Origin of the sequence: Kineothrix sp. IPX-CK (assembly GCF_039134705.1) — a bacterium.
Lineage (GTDB): Bacteria > Bacillota > Clostridia > Lachnospirales > Lachnospiraceae > Kineothrix > Kineothrix sedimenti.
Genome location: NZ_CP146256.1, coordinates 3725226 through 3746525, shown reverse-complemented (window position 1 = coordinate 3746525; position 21300 = coordinate 3725226). Strand labels below are relative to the sequence as shown.

Here is a 21300-nt window from a genome sequence, read left to right as displayed (position 1 = left end):
TGCCCGGCATATACTGTAACAACAGTTATGCCGGGTGTTTATGCGTATGAAGCGATATGTGGAACGAATCAAAAAGAAAATATGGAAGATGCTTCCGAAACGAGAAGAGGGACAATCGGAAGAAGCGTATAGAAGTATGCTGATTATAAAAGGAGTGGAGGCGGCGGTTTTTGTGCTGGCGGCATTGGCTATCATAAAAGGAGCAGCAGCAGTCCTGCCGGGTTCCGTTACTGTCAGCAGCAGTGTGAATGGAAGAGAGCTTCCTATTTACTGTGTAGAAACGCAGAAGAAGGAGCTCGCACTTTCTTTCGATGCGGCATGGGGAAACGAGGACACGGAAAAAATATTGGAAATTTTAGAAAAACATGGTATTTATGCCACCTTTTTCATGACGGGCGGCTGGGTAGATGCTTATCCTGATGATGTGAAAGCAATTCTTGCGGCAGGGCATGATCTGGGAAATCATAGTGACAGTCATAAAAATATGTCTCAGCTATCAGAGACCCAGTGCGAGGAGGAAATCATGGAAGCCCACAGGAAGGTTCAGGAGCTTACCGGCTATGAAATGAATCTGTTCCGCCCGCCCTACGGAGACTATAATAATGAAGTTATAAGCAGTGCGGCAAAGTGCGGCTACTATTCCGTTCAATGGGATGTGGATAGCCTTGACTGGAAAGATTACGGTACAAACGCAATTATTAAGGAGGTTACACAGAACAAGCATTTGGGAAACGGCAGCATTATCCTGTGCCATAACGGAGCGAAGTATACCGTGGACGCTTTGGATAAATTAATAACGGAGCTGAAAAACCAAGGCTACGAATTCGTACCGGTTTCTCAGCTCATTTACAAGGACCATTATCATATGGATATAGAAGGCAGGCAGATTAAAAATTGATGACGGTATGACGCTTTTTGTCCACATTTTTCATGTGGGAAATACCTCTTCAATTTTTCGGGCCGGCCTCAGTGAATGATATATATGCAGGCGGTATCCCCTTTTGTATTCTTGTATGGTGCGATAATGTATGGTAATATGGTAAATATTGCAGCTGAATTATGGAAGAAAAAACCGGCGCCGTGCGGAGGAAACACTACATATGAAAAAGTTTGTGAAGATTTGGAAGAGATTGTTTATAGGCATATTCCTTTGCAGCGTTTTGGTCGGTATCTTATTGTTTTATGTGAATATATTGGAAAAAGAACTGAACGATGAAATCATAGGAGTTTTGAAAGAAACATCCGAGCAGAGTGTGGTCATACTCAATAAGGAGGTAGAGGGAGAATTCATTCTGCTGGAAGAGGTGTCTGACAGGCTCTCCGTAAGGAACGGCTTTAATCCGGAAGAAGCGGTTGCAGAGCTTGAAAAGGTGGCTAAGCGCTATTCCGTAAAACGAATGGGAATCATTATGCCCGATGGACAAGCTTATACTACGGATAAAAAGAATCTAAATCTGGGCGACAGAGAATTCTTTATGGATAGTTTGCGGGGAAAAAGGGGGATATCGGGACGGCTTCAGGATAAGGACAACGGAGAGGACATCGTCGTATTCAGTATGCCGATTTATGAGGACGGAAGTGTATGCGCGGTAGTTTTTACTACGCATAGAATTGCGGAGATACAGAATCTGTTCACTGTTTCTATTTTCGATGGAAAAGGATATTCCTATATCATAGAAGAAAATGGCGACATTGTGATGAACACCACCAATTCTACCGGATTTAAGGGATATGATAACATATATGAGGCGTTAGGCGCAGCTTCCGGTTCCAATGCGGAAGCGGTGGATGAGATGCACGCGGATCTGGAAAACCAGGAACGCGGATATATCCGGTTTCATAATAAGATAGATAAATACATGTATTATTCGCCGCTTCAGATTAAGAACTGGTATGTTCTGAATGTGGTCCCCTCCGGCGTAATGGACTCCACCAGAGATTTCATTATGCTTCTTACTTATGCCCTTTGCGGGGTGTTGGGGGCTATCTTCGCCTCCTTCATATTATATATCATAAAGACGGAGCAGAAGAAGAAAAAGGAGCTGTCCAATATTTTGTATGTGGACAATGTGACCGGCGGCTATTCTTTTGCGCGCTTTAGTGCCGAAGCCAAGAAACGATTGAAGGAGGCAGACACCAATACGGCGTATATCGTAATGGATGTGGATCAGTTCAAGATAATCAACGAGCTGTTCGGTTATGAGGAAGGGAATGAGACCTTGCGCTATATATGGCAGATGTGCAGAAGGTACAGCAAGGAAAATGAGATTTATGCGAGGCGTATAGCTGACAAGTTTGTGGCACTTTGGTACTTCGACAGCAGAGAAGAACTGGACGGGCGCATTAAGGGATTTTTGGAGGCCTTGCAGAAAAACTATCCCGATACGATAAATGATTATATACTGAAGGTTTCCTTCGGCATTTATATCGTGAAAGACAAGACTGAGGATATCCAGCACATGATGAACTATGCGACCATGGCTCATTCCTCTATAAAAGGGCAGGACGATGTGCAGTATGCTTTTTATGACGATGATTTCAGGCAAAGGATGCTTCAGGAAAAGCTGTTGGAGGACCAGATGAAGCTTGCTCTGCAGCATGAGGAATTCATTGTTTATTATCAGCCTAAGTACAGTGTGACGACGAAAAAACTGGTGGGAGCCGAGGCCCTGGTGCGGTGGCGGAAGGCGGACGGTTCTACCGTTATGCCGGGCAAATTCATACCCTTGGCAGAAAAGAAAGGCTTCATCAGTTATCTGGATAAATATATATTCGCGGAGGTATGTAAAAAGCAGAAGGAGTGGCTGGAGGCAGGTAAAGAGGTGGTTCCTGTTTCCGTCAACCTTTCCAGAAGGCATCTGTACAACGACAGCTTTATTGAGGAATATGTGCAGATGGTGGAGGATGCAAAGGTGCCTGCGAAGTATATGCAGCTTGAGCTGACGGAAAGTGCCATCTTTGAAAATCAGGAAGCGTTATGCCAGATCATCGACAGACTGCATGCGATGGGGTTCCGCATACTGATGGACGATTTCGGTACGGGCTACTCGTCTCTTATGATGCTAAAATCTATTTCTATCGATGTCTTAAAGCTGGATAAAAGTTTTGTGGATGATTTCGATGACCCTAAAGGGCAGAAAATCATTACCAGCGTTATCGAGCTGGCACAGGCCCTTCATATGGAAGTAACGGCGGAGGGGGTAGAAACTGAGGAACAGTATGAATTCCTTAGGAAACTGGGCTGCAACACTATTCAGGGCTTTTATTTTGCTAAGCCGATGCCGGAAGAGGAGTTTGAGAGGCTGTTAAATTAGCGATCTGTTTTCTCGTCTGTAAGCGATTGTTTTCCGAAGAAATAATGTTGTGGCCAATATATGGAATCAGGGGGATAGGGATGGAGAAGAAGAGAGATAATGATACATTTCGTATTCTTTCCGCTATAGGAATCATCTTAATAGTAGCGGGGCATGCGGACTTTCAGATATTTGATTTGGGAGGATTGTTCCCATATTATTCGTATCATGTGGCGATATTTCTGTTTGTTTCCGGCTATTTTTATAATGAAGACGACGAAGTGCATATTGGAGCATATATAAGGCGGAAAGCCGCACGGCTGCTTGTGCCCTATTTTTTATGGAACCTTTTTTACGGCTTTCTGGCAGCTGCGCTTAAGTATTTCGGGTTTATTATCGGAGACGGAATCAGCTTTAAGACGCTTTTTCTTGATCCGTTTCTCACCGGCCATCAGTTCGGTTATAATTTTCCGGCATGGTTCGTTCCTGCGCTGTTTCTTGTGGAGGTAATCAATGTTTGCATGCGCAGGGTTCTTACCGCTATACGGCTTAACAAGGAATATCTGATTATGGCCGCTGTTCTTCTGGCAGGAATACTGACAGTATGGTTTGCCATAGGAGGGCATGTCTGGGGATATTATAAATTTCCGGGAAGAATCCTTTTTATGCTTCCGGCCTTTGAACTGGGGAAGTTATATAAGAAAAAGCTGGAACGGAAGGATACGCTGCCAAATGGTATTTACTTTTCCGTTTTATTCATTGTACAGCTTGTTGTGGCGTTCTCTTGTGCAGGATTAGCCTATAGCACGGTATGGTGCGCGAGCTTTGCCAATGGACCGGTCATTCCCTTTGTGACGATGGTGACAGGTATTGCGTTCTGGCTGCGGGTATCAAAGATTCTGTCGCCCCTGCTGCCTCAACTTAGGGGAATCCGGCAAATAGGGGAAAATACCTATGGGATTATGATGCACCACATCTTAGCGCTTTTTCTCGTAAAGGAGGCGTTCTTTGCGCTATCCTTATTCACTCCGTGGTGCGCGGATTTCGATAAGGCGGCATTTTTAACGGACGTTAATTATATTTACCTATTGAATGGTATGGATGTGAGCAGATGGATTTATATGGCGGCGGGAATTGTAATACCGTTATTGATTGGTAAGGTATCTGAAAAGGGATACCATCGATTGATAAGGTAAAATATTTATTTATGTTTTAGTAGACGGTGGACCGCATACTGTGTTATATTTGTTCTATAACTATGTGCGGGATAAATTATAAACATTGTGAACCTATCTATTGGGAAATCAACTCCTGTAGATAGGTTTTTTGCGCCTATAAATATAGAAGTAAGCCAATGCGGCTCAGGAGGAAATAAATACCATGAAAGGATATATAAGATTAAGATTCATAGGGTTAGGAATTGGAACATGTTTTTTGGCAGCAGTGTTGCTATGCGCTTTACCAGTTCAGGTAAGAGCGGAGGAGAAGGAAAGGGTTACAAAGGAAATCCATCACATACACACGGGAGATGCTAAGGAGGGAACCGGTTGTTACAGGGAGCCGGTAAGTCATGTGCATGTGGGAAGTGCAGCAGAAGAAGGAGGGTGTTATACTGTCCCCGTATTTCATGTCCATACGGGGGATACCACGGCGGAAGGAGGCTGTTACAAGGAAGCAGTTTTTCACATTCACAGCGGCAGCTCTCAGACAGGAGGGGCATGCTATGCTACTCCGGTAAAGCATGTACATAGCGGAACGGCTGTTTCAGGAGGAGGCTGCTATAGTATTCCCGCCTACCACATACATTCCGGCAATGAAGGAAACGGCGGAGCATGTTATGAACCGGTATATCATCAGCATACCGGCACATGCTATGCTACGGAGGAATGTACGATGACCTTTGTGGGGAATCAGCAAGTTCTTCGGACGCAGAACGACTACTGCAGCCATCACGGAAATACGCAGTTCGCGGAAATAAGCGGAAATTACAGACATTCCTCATGCGGAGAGGGAATTACCAGCGCAACCCATTACATGTGCTGGACCTGCCAGCACTTCAATAAGTCCCATAGCTATCAGAGAGTGGTGTGCAGCAAGAACGAGGGCACAATAGAGGGTTACCGGCTGGTCTGCAGCAAGACGGCTCAGACGGTAGACTCGTGGGCTTTAGGATGCAGCAAGACGGAATCGACGGTGGAAAGCTATCAGAACAGCTGTGGAAAGACCGAAAAAAGTATAGACTCCTATAAAAGAAGCTGTGGAAAGGATGAGAAGAGTATAGACGCCTATACCCTTGGCTGTAAAAAGACAGAGGATACAATAGAGCATTATGTTAAGAGCTGCGGTAAGGAAGAAGAAACGGCCTATGCGTTTCTATCAATTATAAACAGCAGGAGCGGCTGGACCACAGAACCGAAGAAGTTGGAAGCATCCTGCATAGAGCTGGGAGAAGAAGGCTTTCTTCAGTGGGAGGAACCTCGGTTTATATGGGAAAAGAACGGAGTGAAGTTTAAAGAGGGCAGTTCCATTGCAGTAAGAGAAAATGGTGACTATACGGTCAGGCTGCAGGCATGCAATGAGGATATCGAACTTTCGGAGCTTAGCCTGTCCATACATATAGAAAAAATAGATATTACGGCTCCCATCATAGAAAGTGCCTGTTATGACAGCAAAACTAAAGTAGTGAGTATAAGCGCAAAGGATTTGCAGCCAGATGGAAATGAGGGGAGTGGCTTGGCAGATGAGGCGTATTCTTATGACGGCGGGAGAACGTGGAGTGCTGCGTATGAGAATGAGATAAGTGAAGAGAATGAGAAAGAGCGGAGCGAAGAAAGGAACCTTACAATAGCAGTTCGGGATGTCTGTGGGAATACTTCAAAAAAGGTGCTTATAATTGAAAAGAGTGAATCGGAGAAGCCGGAAGAGGAAACAGAACAAGGCGGTGATCAGGAAAATGGTAAAGACGATCACGGCAGTAGCAGCGGAGATAAAGCGAACAGCGTAGAAAATAAAGAAGAGATAAAGCCTCATGCCGAAATAAGAACTGCCGAAATTCCCGGGAAGAACAAATCAGGATCTTCCGGTGTGGCGATAAAAAAGAAGGCATCCTCTCAAGGTGAAAATCTTACAAAGCCTTTAACGAGGGAACTTCCGAAGGTACAAAAGAAAGAGGAAATCATAAAACAGGAACCTCTTGCTGCTGAGCCTGAAGAGGAGGAAATGGAAATTCAAACAATAAAGGATAAAAATACCGGCATGCCCGTTATAAAAGCAGCGGCATTCACTATGGGAAGCGTGGCAGGCACTGCAGGAATCCTATGGCTGATGTACCTTCTTATGGGAACTATCAGGATATATCACAGCGATGGAGAGGAAAAAATGCGCTATGCAGGAAGCTGCATCGTGAAAAAGAAGGAAGAGGGCTTTGAAGTAACCATTCCCCTCATGATATTGGAGCAATCCAATACCGGACAGTACAGCCTCAGACCGGGACATCTGTTTACCAAAAGGAATAAAGGCAAGGAACTGCTCGTTACAGCAGGAGGGAAGAGGATTTCTGTCTGGATCGATGAGGAAATACCTCTTAGGCTGCCAACGTATGTATAAAGATGCAAAAAAATCATAAAATACGCATATTAATTATTGATTTTAAGGAGTGAACATGCTATGCTGACGTATAGTTAAAGTGAAAATGTAGTCGCAGTGAGGAGTCTGCGGGCTACGGGAAAGGTGAGGTTATATTATGAAAAAATGGTTAGCAGCAATGATGGCAGCAGTACTTAGTATGTCCCTTTTGACCGCATGCGGAAGCACGGCGCAGGAAGCGGCTCCGGAAGAAACGGCACAGACTGAGCAGGCTGAAGAAACAGCGCAGGAGGAGACTCCCGCAGAGGATACAGCACAGGAAGAGACTTCCACAGAGGATACAGCAGCAGTGTCCGAAGCTTTAGCGGACGGAGTGTTAAATGTAGGTACTAATGCAGAGTTCCCGCCCTTCGAGTACGTGAATGATGCCGGGGAACCGGATGGTTTCGATATTGCGTTGATTAATGCAATCGGTGAGAAGCTGGGCGTTACGGTTCAGGTTGACAATATGGAATTCGCTTCCCTTGTTTCTTCCATCGGAAGCAAGATAGACGTATCTATCGCAGGCATGACGGTAACAGAAGAGAGAAAAGCCAGTGTGGATTTTTCCGATCCTTATTATACCGCCGTTCAGTATGTGATTTTGCCGGAAGGCTCAGCGATCGCAACTGCGGATGATTTGAAGGGTAAGGCGATTGGCGTACAGCTTGGAACTACCGGCGATTTCATTGCGGAGGAGATTGAGGATGCTACGGTATCCCAATATAACAAGGCAGTGGACGCTGTCAATGATCTGATTAACGGAAGACTTGACTGCGTTATCATCGACAAGAATCCTGCCATGGTATTCGAATCCAAATTCGAAGGCCAGGTAACGGCAGTGGACGGGGTGCAGTTCGGCTTTGAAGCAGAGGATTATGCGATTGCTATGCCGAAGGGAGATACCGTGTTAGTAGAGCAGATCAATAATGCATTGCAGGAATTGATTGACGACGGCACCTTCGATTCCTTAGTAAGCCAGTACATAGAAGAGAACTAATGTACCGGATAGGGCGGCAGATGTTGTATGATTTGGAGGATAGCGGAATACCCGCTATCCTCATTAAAATATAGAGTAGGTTAAAGGGGTACTGGATAAAATATCCGATAGGAAAGGATAAAGAGAAAATATGCAGGCATGGTTCGAGAAGGCTTCAGCAATGTTTGAGGCCGCATTTGTCACCGGAGACCGGTGGAAATTATATTTGAACGGATTGGGAGTTACGTTGGAAATCGCCTTTTTTGCGGCGATATTGGGTATGATTATCGGCACGCTATTAGCTTTTATGAAGCTGTCGGTCAGAAGAAATGGAAAGAAATCGATATTGGCAGTGATTGCCAATGTTTATATAGATATCATCAGGGGAACGCCTTCGGTGCTCCAGCTGATGATCATGTGGTTCATTATAATGGCGAATAGTAAGAATGGCGTAATTGTTGCGATTTTGTCTTTCGGTATTAACAGCGGCGCTTATGTGGCGGAAATCGTGCGCGCAGGAATCCTTGCCGTGGATAACGGACAGATGGAAGCAGGCCGTTCCCTCGGCTTATCAAAAGCGAAGACGATGATATACATCATCATTCCGCAGGCGGTAAAGAATGTGCTTCCGCCAATCGGAAACGAATTTATCGTGTTATTAAAGGAGACGGCAATCGTCGGTTATGTGAGTCTGACCGATTTGACAAGGGCAGCCAATCAGATCGCTTCCAGAACATACGAAGCGTTCATGCCTCTTATAGGTGCGGCGGTGATTTATTTTATCGTAATTAAGATATTGACAATTCTGCTCGCCAAATTTGAGAGGAGGCTGCGTAAAAGTGATAATCGTTAAGGACCTGCATAAAAAATTTGAAAATAATCACGTGTTAAGAGGAGTGAATTATCACGTGCACCAAGGAGAAAAGGTTGTGGTCATCGGACCGTCCGGTTCCGGGAAAAGTACCTTCCTTCGTTGTATGAATCTGTTGGAGACTCCTACCAGCGGAGAAATATGGGTGGACGGAGTTAATATTACCGATACGAAGACCGATATAGATAAAGTAAGGCAACATCTGGGGATGGTATTCCAGAATTTTAATCTGTTCGATAACCTGACGATTATGAATAACATTACTCTTTCTCCCATTAAGCTGAGGCTGATGAGCAAGGAGGAAGCCTCGGAGAATGCGCTGAAGCTCCTGGAGAGAGTAGGATTGACGGAAAAGGCGGATGCCTATCCCAGTCAACTTTCGGGAGGACAGAAGCAGAGAGTGGCAATCGTGCGTTCTCTCGCAATGAACCCGAGAGTGATGCTTTTTGACGAGCCTACCTCCGCACTGGACCCTGAGATGGTCGGCGAGGTTTTAGATGTTATGAAGGGGCTGGCGGACAGCGGCATGACGATGGTGGTCGTAACCCATGAGATGGGCTTTGCCAGAGAAGTAGGCACGAAAGTACTTTTCATGGATGAAGGAGTTATAATGGAAGAAAACACACCTCAGGAATTCTTCAATCATCCTAAGAGTCCGAGACTGCAGGAGTTTCTGTCAAAGGTGCTATAATGTGTAAAGAATACACACGGTCGGATAAGGGCAAATTTTTGTTCCTGCTACGTTACTTTCGTTCCGCGTACGCTCAGTACGCGTCGGTCAAGTGCCTTGCAGGGAGGGGAATTTGTCCCTTTCCGATTTTCCGCCCCTGAACGGTAAATTATATTATGTAGAAAATGGAGGAGGAACTGATGATAACGATAAGCCTTTGTATGATAGTAAAAAACGAAGAGAAGATTTTGGACAGGTGTTTGTCATGCGTTGCTGACTTAATGGATGAAATCATCATAGTTGATACCGGTTCCGATGATGGGACGAAGGAAATCGCGGCCAGGTATACGGATAAGATATATGATTTTACGTGGGTTCATGATTTTTCTGCTGCCAGGAATTATGCATTTTCCAAGGCTTCGAAGGAATATATATATTCTGTGGATGCGGATGAGTTGTTAGACGAGATCAATAGGGAAAGATTCCGTATTTTGAAACAGGAGCTGCTGCCGGAAATTGAAATCGTTCAGATGTATTATACCAACCAGCTTAAGCACGGATCGGTTTATAACTACGATAAAGAATATAGACCTAAACTGTTTAAAAGAGTGAGGAGCTTCACCTGGATCGACCCGATTCATGAGACTGTGCGAACGGAGCCGCTGGTTTTTGACAGCGAGATAGAGATCATTCATGAGCAGGAGGAAAGTCATGCGGCGAGAGATTTGGAGGCTTTTCGAAGAGTGTGCGGAGAAGGGCATTTATCGTCGCGTCTCCATAATCTTTACGCAAGGGAACTTTTTATCGCGGGCAGCGAAGAGGATGTAATTCTGTCAGGGCCTTTCTTTGAAGCCTCCTGTGAAGATACGGGGCGGTCTGTGGAAGAAGTACGAGAGGCGGCCTGCGTGGCGGCAAGAGCGGCACGGTTTAGGGGCGATAGGCTGAAGTTCCATAAATATGCGATGAAGGCGGTAGCCAGTAACGGGTGTGCGGAAATCTGTCTGGAGCTTGGATATTTTTATATGTCGGAGGAAGATTACCATGAGGCGGTGGTATGGTTCTATAATGCTGCTTTTGAATCGGAAAGTCTGTTGGACATCCGATGCAGAGGAGACAAGCCTTTGAATGGAATGGCGGAATGCTATAAGCGCATAGGAATGGAGGAGCAGGCCGCAGAGTATGCCCGTATGGCGAAGGAATGGACGGCCGGCTCTTGCGAATAACTGTTTGAGAGCATATAATAACTAAGGGCCCCCCAAAGTCATGTTTTTTCATGCAAGCATGAAACACATGACTTTTTGCCCCTTGTATCATATAATAGAAAAAAACGAGGTTGACAGAATATGAAATGGGAAGAGAATGTTAGAAGGGTGGAGCCCTACGTGCCGGGCGAACAGCCCAAACAGGCGAATATCATTAAATTAAATACTAATGAGTGTCCTTATCCTCCGGCCCCAGGTGTTCGGGAAAAACTGCGGCAGATTGATACCGACAGCTTCCGCTTGTATCCTGATACTTCAATAGGAGAGCTTGCCGGGGAGCTGTGTGCCTATTACGGCGTCTTGCCGGAACAGCTTTATATTGGGGTGGGAAGTGATGATGTGCTCGCCATGGCGTTTCTGACCTTCTTTTGTTCAGACAAACCGATTTTATTTCCCGATATTACTTATTCCTTCTACGATGTATGGGCGGAGCTTTACCGTATACCTTATGAGCTTCAGCCTTTAGATGATGAGTTCTTTATCCGTAAGGAGGATTATTTTAAGCCAAATGGGGGAATCATTATACCGAATCCCAATGCTCCTACCGGTGTTTTTGAAGAGGTGAGCACAATGGAGGAAATCATTGAGGCTAACAGGGACAGTGTGGTCATCATCGATGAAGCGTATATAGATTTCGGCGGGGAAAGCTGCCTTAAGCTGATCGATAAATATGATAATCTTTTGGTCGTACAGACTTTCTCGAAGTCTCGGGCGATGGCGGGAATGCGCATCGGCTTTGCCATGGGTAATCCGAAGCTCATCAGCTATCTTCAGAATGCGAAATTTTCCTTCAATTCCTATACGATGAATACTCCCGCTATTCTGCTCGGTGCGGAAGCTGTGAGGGATAAGGCATATTTTAAAGAAACTACGGAAAAGATTATAAATACACGAGAGAGTATAAAGCTGAGATTGAAGGAACTGGGCTTTTCTTTCCCTGATTCCAAAGCTAATTTTATTTTTGCGTCACATGAGAGAATACCGGCAAAAGAGATTTTCAATGATCTCAAAGAAAAGGATATTTTTGTCCGTTACTGGGACAAGCCGCGAATTGGTAATTATCTGCGTATAAGCATAGGTACGCCGGAGGAAATGGATATTTTGATGGAGAATCTGAAAGGCATGGTTGAGCATGATGGGGACATATACTGATTTTGCCGGCGTGTACGATACCTTTATGGACGATACTCCTTATGAGGAATGGGCGGCGTATCTTTTGGAGCTGCTTGGAGAATATGGAGTCGCTGTTCCGAAGATAACGGAAGCGGCTGCAGCGGAGCGCAGCATCGTGGTGGACCTGGGCTGCGGAACAGGTACGCTGACACAGCTTCTTGCAGAGGCGGGATACGACATGATAGGAATCGATAATTCGCGGGAAATGCTGAATATCGCTCTCACGAAAAGGGAAAAATCAGGGAAGGATATCCTGTATCTTCATCAGGATATGCGGGAGTTCGAATTGTATGGAACCGCGGGCGCAATCATATGCGTATGCGATTCCATGAACTATCTGCTGGAGGAGGATGAAATAGAGCAGACTCTTCGATTGGTGAACAATTACCTTTATCCGGGCGGTGTATTCATTTTTGATTTTAATACGATATATAAGTACGAGACAGTTATCGGCGATGCAACAATAGCTGAAAATAGAGAGGATTGCAGTTTTATTTGGGAAAATTATTTCGATTGCGACAGCGGAATCAACGAATATGACCTTACGGTTTTTGTGAGAGCAACGGAGCGCGGCGTTACGGAGGAGGACGGCGAGAGCTTTCGCCGTTTTACGGAGACTCATTATCAAAGGGGTTATACCTTAGATATGATGCGTTCTTTGGTAGAAAAGGCGGGAATGGAATTCGTGGCTGCCATCGATGCAGATACACGCGGCGATGTATGGGAAGAGAGTGAACGCATTTATGTAATAGCCAGAGAATGCGGAAAGGAACATGTTAATGAGTGACTATATGGTAAGAGCGACGGCAGCGGATGCGCAGATACGCGCCTTTGCGGCAACTACGAGAGAACTCGTGGAGGAAATGAGACAAATACATAACACTAGCCCGGTGGTGACGGCAGCTCTGGGACGGCTTCTAACGGGAAGCGTGATGATGGGAAGTATGCTAAAGAACGAAGATGATCTGCTGACGATTCAGGTAAAAGGAGACGGTCCATTACAGGGGATGACGGTGACGGCCGACGGGGAAGGAAACGTGAAGGGCTATGCTAATGAACCACAGGTCATCCTGCCCGCCAATGCAGTGGGAAAGCTGGATGTAGGCGGCGCGGTAGGAAAGGGCTATCTGAGCGTGATCAAGGATATGGGCCTGAAAGAGCCCTATATCGGTCAGACGGCACTGCAAACAGGCGAGATTGCGGACGATTTGACCTATTATTTCGTTACTTCCGAGCAGGTGCCTTCTTCCGTAGGACTCGGAGTTTTGATGGAAAAGGACAATACGGTAAAGCAGGCGGGAGGATTTATCCTGCAGCTGATGCCCTTCGCTTCCGAGGAAGTGATCCGCATATTGGAGGATAATCTATCGAAATTCAGCTCGGTTACTGCAGCCCTGGATGCCGGAAATACGCCGGAGCAAATGCTCCAAATGCTGTTAGCTGACTTGGATGTTCAGGTGACGGATACTATGGAGGTCAGATATTCCTGTGATTGTTCTAAGGAGAGAGTGCATCGTGCGATAGTGAGTATTGGGAGAGAAGACATTCAGGAAATGATTGAAGAGGGAAAAGAAGTAGAAGTGAATTGCCATTTCTGCAATAAGACATATTCGTTCTCGGTGGACGAGCTGAAGAAGATGCTCGATTAATATTTCATCAGACTGAGGTGTAAAGAAAAGAGAGGTGCGCTATGAAGCACGGTTTTATTAAGGCGGCAGCAGCTACGCCGCGGATTAAAGTGGCCGATCCCGCATACAATACTAAGCAGATTTGTGTGATGATGGATGAAGCAGTAAAGAGCGGAGCGAAGATCATTGTATTCCCGGAGCTTTGTATTACGGGTTATACGTGCGGAGACTTATTTATGCAGGAGCTTCTCTTACAGGAAGCAAAGGCTCAGCTTATGACTCTTGCTGACCATACGGCGGATAAGGATGCCCTTGTTTTTGTGGGACTGCCTTTAGTTAGAGACAATAAGCTGTATAATGTGGCGGCAGCGTTGCACCGTGGGAATGTAATAGGGCTGATTCCGAAGGCGAATATTCCTACTTATGCGGAATATTACGAGGGAAGGCATTTTGCACCCGGAAATGAAGAGGCGGTTCCCTTCATTCTGCAAAGCGAAAAAGGGGAAAAAACAGTTCCCTTCGGCACGGATATCTTATTCGATGGGGTCGCTATCGAGGGACTTTTGATTGGCTGTGAAATCTGTGAGGATCTGTGGGTCCCTGGGGCTCCGGCAGCTGAACATGTTATGGCGGGGGCAACTATTATCGTGAATCTGTCCGCATCCAATGAGACAGTAGGTAAAGGGGAATACCGGACGATGCTGGTGAAGTCTGCCAGTGCGAGAATGATTTCGGGTTATATCTATTCCAGCGCAGGTGAAGGAGAATCCACGCAGGATATAGTATTCGGCGGACATAATCTGATTGCGGAGAATGGGACTCTTCTGGCGGAGTCGAAGCGTTTTAAGAACGGAATTATTTACGCCGATATCGATATACACAGAATAGTTAACGAGAGGCGGAGGATGAGTACGTATACTCCGGAGAGCAGCAGAAAACATACGATAATTCCCGCAAAGTTTGAGAAGGAGGAGATTTCCCTGACTCGTTCCTTTGACAGCGCGCCCTTCGTTCCAAGCGATAAGGCACAGAGGGATACAAGATGTGAGGAAATTCTGTCCATTCAGTCTTACGGACTGAAAAAACGTTATGAGCACACGGGCTGCCAGAAAGCGGTAGTGGGGGTCTCGGGCGGATTAGATTCCACTCTTGCACTTCTCGTCACGGTGCGTACCTTCGATATGCTGTCATTTGACAGAAAGAATATTCTGGCGGTAACGATGCCTTGTTTCGGAACCACGGACAGAACATATGACAATGCGTGCAAGCTGGCAAAGGCTCTTGGAGCTGTTTTGGAAGAGATAAATATAAGGGAGGCTGTGACCTTGCATTTCAGGGACATCGGGCAGGATATGAATAACCATGATGTGACCTACGAGAACGGTCAGGCCAGGGAACGCACACAGGTACTTATGGATATCGCTAACAGAGAGAATGCTCTTGTCATCGGTACCGGAGATATGTCGGAGCTGGCGCTTGGATGGGCCACATATAATGGAGACCACATGTCCATGTATGGAGTGAACGCAGGAGTACCTAAGACTCTTGTCAGACATCTGGTGCAATATTATGCAGATACGTGCGGAGACGAAGGTTTGAAGAGAATATTACTGGATGTCCTTGACACTCCGGTCAGCCCGGAGCTGCTGCCGCCGGTGGACGGTATTATTTCCCAGAAGACAGAGGATTTGGTCGGACCTTATGAGCTTCACGATTTCTTCTTATATTACATGCTGCGATGCGGATTTGAGCCGGAGAAGATATATAGGATCGCGAAGGAGTCCTTTGCAGGACAGTATGATAAAGGGACAATTTTAAAATGGCTAAAGGTTTTCTACAGGCGGTTCTTTGCGCAGCAGTTCAAACGTTCCTGCCTGCCGGACGGGCCGAAGGTGGGAAGCGTTGCCGTGTCGCCGAGGGGTGATCTGCGCATGCCGTCTGACGCAAGTGCAAAATTGTGGCTCGAGCGATTGGAAAAAATGGACTAGGAAGAAATCCGTTTCACCGGATTCCTTCCCGGATTTTTATTGCTCCCCCAAAGCATTAGCTGCGGCAGCCGATTCGGCCTTTTGCAGAGAAGCTTTAATGGCATCCAACAGCACCATGGAGGTATATTTGTTATCGTCGGAATATGTAATGCCATCCAAAGACTGATTTTTGCATATCTGAGTTACGAGGTCTTCGAATGCCGGCTCGATAAGAGGGTACATGGTAGCAACCGCTTCGTCCAGGTTGACAATGCGGATACTATTGATATTGGTTTCGTCTACGGTAACCTCAATATCGACTATGTTATCGTTGAGCACGAGAGAAGTCGTATAAACGCCGGGCATATAAGAGTTCGCCGGCTTTATGATATTGGAGTCGTTATCCTTGTTCTTGGGGAGGAACATGATGATCAGAAGCACGATAAAGAGAATCCCCAGAACGGCAAAGATGCCGGTGTATATCAGTTCTTTCAAATGGAGCACAACTATTTTTGTTTTGGAACTCATAACAATATCCCCGTTAAAATTCTTTTTACTATCTTATTATTATGTGGTATATTTTATGCCACTTGTATAATAGAAAATTCCTAAGGAATTCGTTATTATACAAAAACTCTGCGGGCAATGGTGCGCAGTTTGTAATAGCTCAGCTGAAGGCTGAACTGCAACCGCATCTTCGCGCATGGATGTATTTGGGTATTGACAAAGGAGAGAAGCAGTTGTTATTATTAAACGGAACAAGGGCGTTCTTTTAGCAAAGGATTGCCTTTTTTTGTATTCAGACAATAGTAAAGGAAGGGAAGAAAGCATGATGAAAAATTACACGAAGGAAGATATTATAAAATTGGTAGAAGATGAAGATGTGGAATTCATCCGCCTGCAATTCACCGATATGTTTGGCAATATGAAGAATGTGGCAATTACAGCGAGCCAGTTGGAAAAAGCATTGGATAATAAATGTATGTTTGACGGTTCCTCTATTGAGGGTTTTGTACGTATTGAGGAATCGGATATGTACTTGTACCCCGATTACAATACTTTTCAGATATTTCCGTGGAGACCTCAGCAAGGAAAGGTTGCAAGGCTTATCTGCGATGTATACCGTCCGAATGGAGAGCCCTTTGAAGGCGATCCGCGGTATATATTGAAGCGCGCGGTAAAAGAAGCTGAGAAGCTGGGCTACCGTTTTGAAGTTGGACCGGAGTGCGAATTCTTCCTTTTCCATACGGATGAAAATGGGCTTCCCACTACGCTTACTCACGAGCAGGCAGGTTATTTCGATTTGGGACCGGTGGATTTCGGGGAAAATGCCAGAAGAGATATGGTTCTTACTTTAGAGGAGATGAATTTTGTCATCGAAGCCTCTCATCACGAGGTGGCTCCGGCACAGCATGAAATTGATTTCAAATATGACGAAGCTATGAAAACGGCGGATAATATTATGACCTTCAAGCTGGCGGTAAAGACGATCGCAAAACGCCATGGTCTTCATGCAACGTTCATGCCAAAGCCCAAGCATGGAATAAACGGCTCCGGCATGCACATTAATATGTCCTTGTCCAAGAACGGCAAAAATATTTTTGCGGATGCCTCCGATGATTTCGGTCTGAGTAAGGAAGCATATTATTTTATCGGTGGAATTATGAAGCACATGAAAGGGATGGCGGCGATTACCAATCCCCTTATAAATTCCTATAAGAGACTTGTTCCCGGTTACGAAGCGCCGGTATATATTGCGTGGAGCGCTACGAATAGGAGCCCTCTCATCCGTATTCCTGCCTCTAGAGGGGAAGGTACTCGGGTGGAGCTTCGGTGTCCGGACCCTTCGGCAAATCCCTATCTGGCGCTGGCAGTATGTCTGCGCGCAGGGCTTGACGGCATTCAGAACAAGATAATGCCGCCTGAGAGTGTAAGCCGCAATATCTTCGCCATGTCTGAAGAGGAGAGAGAAATGGAGAAAATTGAAGCGATTCCGGGAACTTTGATCGAGGCGGTACATGAGCTGGAAAAGGATGAGTTCATCCAAGAGGTTCTGGGTGAGCATATCTATGAAAAGTATATTAAGGCGAAGAAAGCAGAGTGGGCGGAATACAGTTCGCAGGTTACCGATTGGGAAATAGAAGCTTATCTGAATAAATATTAAATATTTCCGGAGGAAAGAATGTAATTGGACCGATGGAAATATAATAAGAAACAGCATAAGGAGGAGGTGAGTATATGACAAGCATTATCGTTGCGTTTCCTAAGCTGGAAGATGCGAAGAACATGAAGAATCTTCTGGTAAGAAACGGATTCTCCGTTGCAGCGGTCTGTACCACCGGTTCGCAGGCAATCGGTCATGCAGACCATCTGAACAGCGGTATTGTTATATGCAGCTACAAGTTGTCAGATATGATTTACTCACAGCTGCACGAATATCTTCCTCCCGGATTTGAAATGCTTCTGATGGCGTCTCCCCATATACTCGCTGGCTGTCGCAACAACGATATTGTTTGCCTGGAGATGCCGCTTAAGATTTATGATATGGTAAATACGGTAGATATGATGATACAAGCGTCGGAGAGACGCCGCAAGCATCAGAAATCCAGGCCGAAGGAGCGGGATGAAAAAGAGGAAGCCCTGATCGGGGAAGCGAAACAGGTTCTCATGCACCGTAATAATATGACGGAGGAAGAGGCTCACAGGTATATACAGAAGTGCAGTATGGACAGCAGCACGAATATGACGGAAACGGCACAGATGATTTTATTCATGAATGAGTGAAAGCAGCTAATGATCATAAAACGCTCATATAAAAACATAAAAAGCGGATTCGGATTTATGCCGGATCCGTTTTTAATATAATAGGAAAGTGATCCTATTACGTTTGATCCAAAAGCGTTTCGGTGGACATGAGAGCATTTTTTGCACAATTTTAGGCAATGATTACAATATATATGGTAAAATACATGTGTTATACTAATAAAAACTTTTGAGGTCTGTATGATAAGTTTCTGTGATGGGATGAAAGATAGAAAGCGGTGGGTCTGCCTGCCGGAAGGGAGCGGAAGCATGGAATTTACGAAGATGCACGGATGTGGCAACGATTACATTTATGTGAATGGTTTTACGGAGGAAGTACCGGCAAGGAAAAAGCCTGAGCTGGTGAGAAGACTGAGCGACAGACACTTTGGAATAGGCGGAGACGGGGTTATTTTTATTAACCGTTCGTCGCAGGCGGATTTCGAAATGGAAATGTACAACGCAGATGGCTCCAGAGCGGAGATGTGCGGAAATGGCATTCGCTGTGTGGCGAAATATGTTTATGATAAAAGTCTGACCGATAAGAAGTCCGTCAGTGTTGTCAGTTCTGGAAAGATAAAATATTTGGATTTACTCATAAAGAACGGGGTAGTGGATGCTGTGAAAGTTAATATGGGAAGCCCTATACTCAAAGCGACTGACATACCTGTCATTTCGGAAAATGAGGAAGTAATTTCCGAAACGATAGAGGTAGAAGGCAATGTTTACGAAATGACATGTGTGTCGATGGGGAACCCCCATGCGGTCGTCTTTATGGAAGATGTGGAGAATCTGGATATAGAGAAAATCGGGCCTTATTTTGAGAACCACGTTCGTTTTCCCAAAAGAGTCAATACGGAATTCGTAAAGGTAATCGACAGGAATACGGTTCAGATGCGGGTATGGGAACGCGGGACGGGAGAAACGCTGGCCTGCGGTACAGGAGCCTGTGCCACGGTAGTGGCATGCATATTAAATGGTTTGACGGAGGAGAAAGTTACTGTTAAACTATTAGGTGGTGAACTGCATATACGATGGGACCAAGCAGAAAATCTCGTATATATGACAGGGCCTGCAGAAACTGTTTTCGAAGGTGAAATCAAGATATAAAATAAGAGATATGGAATGCGTGAGAGGAGAAACATAATGTTTAAGATCAATGACAATTATTTAAAGTTGCCGGGGAGTTATCTTTTTTCTACAATAGGTAAGAAGGTGAATGCTTATTCACAGGCGAATCCGGATAAAAAGATCATACGTCTCGGTATCGGCGATGTGACCCAGCCTTTGGCGCCGGTCATCATCGAGGCGCTGCACGGGGCAGTGGAAGAGATGGGAAATGCAGAAACCTTTAAAGGCTATGCACCGGATCTGGGATATGAATTTTTGCGAAGCGCGATTGCAGATAACGATTATAAAGCGCGAGGTTGTGATATAACGGCAGATGAAATTTTCATTTCGGACGGAGCGAAATGCGACTCGGGAAATATTCAGGAAATCTTTAGCTTGGACAATAAAATCGCGGTATGCGACCCGGTATATCCGGTTTACGTGGATACTAACGTAATGGCTGGAAGAACAGGTGTTTACGATGAGAAAAAGGAGACGTGGAGCGATGTGATTTATATGCCATGTCTTGCAGAGAATAATTTCGCTCCTGAGATTCCAAAAGAGACACCGGATCTTATTTATCTCTGTTTCCCGAACAACCCTACCGGTTCCACCATCACGAAAGCACAGCTTCAGGAGTGGGTGGACTATGCGAACAGAGTAGGAGCGGTCATTATCTATGATGCGGCATATGAAGCTTATATCTCGGAAGCGGATGTGCCCCACACCATCTATGAATGCGAGGGTGCAAGGACTTGTGCCATCGAGCTTCGTTCTTTCTCCAAGAATGCCGGATTCACGGGTGTACGTCTGGGATGTACAGTGATCCCTAAGGATCTGAAATGTGGTGATGTGATGCTTCATTCTCTCTGGGCGAGACGTCACGGAACCAAATATAACGGAGCGCCTTATATCGTGCAGCGCGCGGGTGAGGCTGTTTATTCCAGAGAAGGCAAGGAGCAGCTTAAAAAGCAGGTCGCTTATTACATGAACAATGCGAAATACATTATGAACGGGTTAAAAGAGGCCGGCTATACGGTATCCGGTGGTGTGAATGCCCCTTATATCTGGCTTAAGGCTCCGAATGGAATGACCAGCTGGGAGTTTTTTGATTATCTTTTGGAAAACGCTAACGTGGTCGGGACGCCCGGATCAGGCTTCGGACCTAGCGGGGAGACGTATTTCAGACTGACTGCTTTCGGCAGCTATGAGAATACGGTTGCGGCGGTAGACCGGATCAAAGCGCTGTAGAAAAATGCAGGAATTGGAAAGGGCATGGATATAGTTATGAAGATTTATGATATTTCTCAGGAACTGTTCACAAGCCATGTGTTTCCGGGAGATCCCGTACCCTCCTATGAGAGGCGTTTACAGATTAAGAACGGCGACATCTGCAATTTGACCGAGTTTTCCATGTGCGCGCATAACGGTACTCATTTGGATGCACCGTATCATTTTTATGATGACGGTAAGAGAGTGGATGAACTGGACTTAAGCCGCTGCGTAGGAGAGGCCACAGTGACCGCTATGGAAGGGGATATAACTGCCGGACAGATACGCGAGGTAATGGAAGGCGCTAAAAGCCACAAGCGCCTGCTCATAAAGGGGAAAGCGACTGTAACCTTGGAAACGGCGGAGGAAATGAACCGTCAGGGAATCCTTCTCGTAGGAGTGGAATCCCAGACTGTGGGCCCTGAAGATGGACCTGCCAAAGTGCATTATGAGCTGTTAAAAAAAGAAGTGGTTCTGCTGGAAGGTTTAGTGTTAAAGGATGTGCCTGAGGGCAATTATTTGTTGAGCGCGGCCCCAATTAATCTGGGCGGTGCAGATGGAGCCCCCTGCCGTGCGATACTTATTAAGAGTGAATAGAACAATAAAAAAGCAGTACATTCATCGGTGAATAACCGATTATGTACTGCTT

General features: G+C 45.6%; 18 protein-coding genes. 17 read left to right on the top strand and 1 reads right to left on the bottom strand.

All coding sequences use genetic code 11. The annotated features are described in order from the left end of the window. Nucleotides 1-46 precede the first annotated feature (46 nt). From V6984_RS18010 to V6984_RS17955, 12 genes are all read left to right on the top strand, one after another. Nucleotides 47-898, top strand: a complete 852-nt coding sequence (locus V6984_RS18010; RefSeq protein ID WP_342756985.1) for a polysaccharide deacetylase family protein — start codon at nt 47-49, stop codon at nt 896-898. 202 nt (nt 899-1100) lie between these two features. Further along, complete coding sequence (locus V6984_RS18005) at nt 1101-3314, top strand: GGDEF domain-containing protein (RefSeq protein ID WP_342756984.1); 2214 nt, start codon at nt 1101-1103, stop codon at nt 3312-3314. Between the two features lie 80 nt (nt 3315-3394). Continuing rightward, nucleotides 3395-4489, top strand: coding sequence for an acyltransferase family protein (locus tag V6984_RS18000; RefSeq protein ID WP_342756983.1), 1095 nt, complete (start codon nt 3395-3397; stop codon nt 4487-4489). Nucleotides 4490-4673: 184 nt separating this feature from the next. Then, entirely contained in the window at nt 4674-6899 is a 2226-nt protein-coding gene (locus V6984_RS17995) for a hypothetical protein (protein WP_342756982.1), read from the top strand. A gap of 136 nt (nt 6900-7035) precedes the next feature. Next, the gene (locus V6984_RS17990) at nt 7036-7917 is read left to right on the top strand and encodes a basic amino acid ABC transporter substrate-binding protein (RefSeq protein ID WP_342756981.1); all 882 of its coding nucleotides are present in this window, start codon (nt 7036-7038) and stop codon (nt 7915-7917) included. A gap of 130 nt (nt 7918-8047) precedes the next feature. Next, nucleotides 8048-8749 carry an amino acid ABC transporter permease gene (locus tag V6984_RS17985; protein ID WP_342756980.1) on the top strand — a complete coding sequence of 234 codons (702 nt, stop codon included), beginning with the start codon at nt 8048-8050 and terminating at the stop codon, nt 8747-8749. Further along, nucleotides 8736-9458: an amino acid ABC transporter ATP-binding protein gene (locus tag V6984_RS17980; RefSeq protein ID WP_342756979.1), complete on the top strand. Its 723-nt coding sequence runs from the start codon at nt 8736-8738 to the stop codon at nt 9456-9458. Before V6984_RS17985 ends, V6984_RS17980 begins: the two co-directional genes overlap by 14 nt. Nucleotides 9459-9637: 179 nt before the next feature. Continuing rightward, nucleotides 9638-10660 (top strand): glycosyltransferase family 2 protein, encoded by a 1023-nt coding sequence (locus tag V6984_RS17975; protein WP_342756978.1) that lies wholly within the window; start codon nt 9638-9640, stop codon nt 10658-10660. A gap of 120 nt (nt 10661-10780) precedes the next feature. After that, complete coding sequence (locus tag V6984_RS17970) at nt 10781-11851, top strand: histidinol-phosphate transaminase (protein ID WP_342756977.1); 1071 nt, start codon at nt 10781-10783, stop codon at nt 11849-11851. Then, nucleotides 11835-12659 (top strand): class I SAM-dependent methyltransferase, encoded by an 825-nt coding sequence (locus V6984_RS17965; RefSeq protein WP_342760045.1) that lies wholly within the window; start codon nt 11835-11837, stop codon nt 12657-12659. Before V6984_RS17970 ends, V6984_RS17965 begins: the two co-directional genes overlap by 17 nt. Continuing rightward, nucleotides 12652-13521 (top strand): Hsp33 family molecular chaperone HslO, encoded by an 870-nt coding sequence (gene hslO, locus V6984_RS17960; RefSeq protein ID WP_342756976.1) that lies wholly within the window; start codon nt 12652-12654, stop codon nt 13519-13521. The genes V6984_RS17965 and hslO overlap by 8 nt, the downstream gene beginning before the upstream one ends. A gap of 41 nt (nt 13522-13562) precedes the next feature. Continuing rightward, complete coding sequence (locus V6984_RS17955; RefSeq protein WP_342756975.1) at nt 13563-15488, top strand: NAD(+) synthase; 1926 nt, start codon at nt 13563-13565, stop codon at nt 15486-15488. Between the two features lie 36 nt (nt 15489-15524). On the opposite strand, the gene V6984_RS17950 is transcribed toward V6984_RS17955, so the two are convergent. Continuing rightward, the gene (locus tag V6984_RS17950) at nt 15525-15995 is read right to left on the bottom strand and encodes a hypothetical protein (protein ID WP_342756974.1); all 471 of its coding nucleotides are present in this window, start codon (nt 15993-15995) and stop codon (nt 15525-15527) included. A 304-nt stretch (nt 15996-16299) separates the two neighbouring features. On the opposite strand from V6984_RS17950, the gene glnA reads away from it, so the two are divergent. The 5 genes from glnA (at nt 16300) to V6984_RS17925 (ending at nt 21248) form a co-directional block, all read left to right on the top strand. Next, a complete protein-coding gene (gene glnA, locus V6984_RS17945) occupies nt 16300-17631 on the top strand; it encodes a type I glutamate--ammonia ligase (RefSeq protein WP_342760044.1) in 1332 nt (443 codons plus the stop codon). A 74-nt stretch (nt 17632-17705) separates the two neighbouring features. Further along, nucleotides 17706-18251: an ANTAR domain-containing protein gene (locus tag V6984_RS17940; protein ID WP_342756973.1), complete on the top strand. Its 546-nt coding sequence runs from the start codon at nt 17706-17708 to the stop codon at nt 18249-18251. Nucleotides 18252-18539: 288 nt separating this feature from the next. Next, entirely contained in the window at nt 18540-19379 is an 840-nt protein-coding gene (gene dapF, locus V6984_RS17935) for a diaminopimelate epimerase (RefSeq protein ID WP_342760043.1), read from the top strand. A 36-nt stretch (nt 19380-19415) separates the two neighbouring features. After that, the gene (locus tag V6984_RS17930; RefSeq protein WP_342756972.1) at nt 19416-20630 is read left to right on the top strand and encodes an LL-diaminopimelate aminotransferase; all 1215 of its coding nucleotides are present in this window, start codon (nt 19416-19418) and stop codon (nt 20628-20630) included. 24 nt (nt 20631-20654) lie between these two features. Further along, the gene (locus V6984_RS17925) at nt 20655-21248 is read left to right on the top strand and encodes a cyclase family protein (RefSeq protein WP_342756971.1); all 594 of its coding nucleotides are present in this window, start codon (nt 20655-20657) and stop codon (nt 21246-21248) included. Nucleotides 21249-21300: the final 52 nt, after the last annotated feature.

Bases quoted from the DNA above. Each gene is read 5' to 3' on its own strand.
- V6984_RS17965 (WP_342760045.1), top strand. From the start codon at position 11,835: ATGGGGACATATACTGATTTTGCCGGCGTGTACGATACCTTTATGGAC.
- V6984_RS17975 (WP_342756978.1), top strand. From the start codon at position 9,638: ATGATAACGATAAGCCTTTGTATGATAGTAAAAAACGAAGAGAAGATT.
- hslO (WP_342756976.1), top strand. From the start codon at position 12,652: ATGAGTGACTATATGGTAAGAGCGACGGCAGCGGATGCGCAGATACGC.
- V6984_RS18005 (WP_342756984.1), top strand. From the start codon at position 1,101: ATGAAAAAGTTTGTGAAGATTTGGAAGAGATTGTTTATAGGCATATTC.
- V6984_RS17930 (WP_342756972.1), top strand. From the start codon at position 19,416: ATGTTTAAGATCAATGACAATTATTTAAAGTTGCCGGGGAGTTATCTT.
- dapF (WP_342760043.1), top strand. From the start codon at position 18,540: ATGGAATTTACGAAGATGCACGGATGTGGCAACGATTACATTTATGTG.
- glnA (WP_342760044.1), top strand. From the start codon at position 16,300: ATGAAAAATTACACGAAGGAAGATATTATAAAATTGGTAGAAGATGAA.
- V6984_RS17970 (WP_342756977.1), top strand. From the start codon at position 10,781: ATGAAATGGGAAGAGAATGTTAGAAGGGTGGAGCCCTACGTGCCGGGC.
- V6984_RS17940 (WP_342756973.1), top strand. From the start codon at position 17,706: ATGACAAGCATTATCGTTGCGTTTCCTAAGCTGGAAGATGCGAAGAAC.
- V6984_RS18010 (WP_342756985.1), top strand. From the start codon at position 47: ATGAAGCGATATGTGGAACGAATCAAAAAGAAAATATGGAAGATGCTT.
- V6984_RS17950 (WP_342756974.1), bottom strand. From the start codon at position 15,995: ATGAGTTCCAAAACAAAAATAGTTGTGCTCCATTTGAAAGAACTGATA.
- V6984_RS17985 (WP_342756980.1), top strand. From the start codon at position 8,048: ATGCAGGCATGGTTCGAGAAGGCTTCAGCAATGTTTGAGGCCGCATTT.
- V6984_RS17990 (WP_342756981.1), top strand. From the start codon at position 7,036: ATGAAAAAATGGTTAGCAGCAATGATGGCAGCAGTACTTAGTATGTCC.
- V6984_RS17995 (WP_342756982.1), top strand. From the start codon at position 4,674: ATGAAAGGATATATAAGATTAAGATTCATAGGGTTAGGAATTGGAACA.
- V6984_RS18000 (WP_342756983.1), top strand. From the start codon at position 3,395: ATGGAGAAGAAGAGAGATAATGATACATTTCGTATTCTTTCCGCTATA.
- V6984_RS17955 (WP_342756975.1), top strand. From the start codon at position 13,563: ATGAAGCACGGTTTTATTAAGGCGGCAGCAGCTACGCCGCGGATTAAA.
- V6984_RS17925 (WP_342756971.1), top strand. From the start codon at position 20,655: ATGGATATAGTTATGAAGATTTATGATATTTCTCAGGAACTGTTCACA.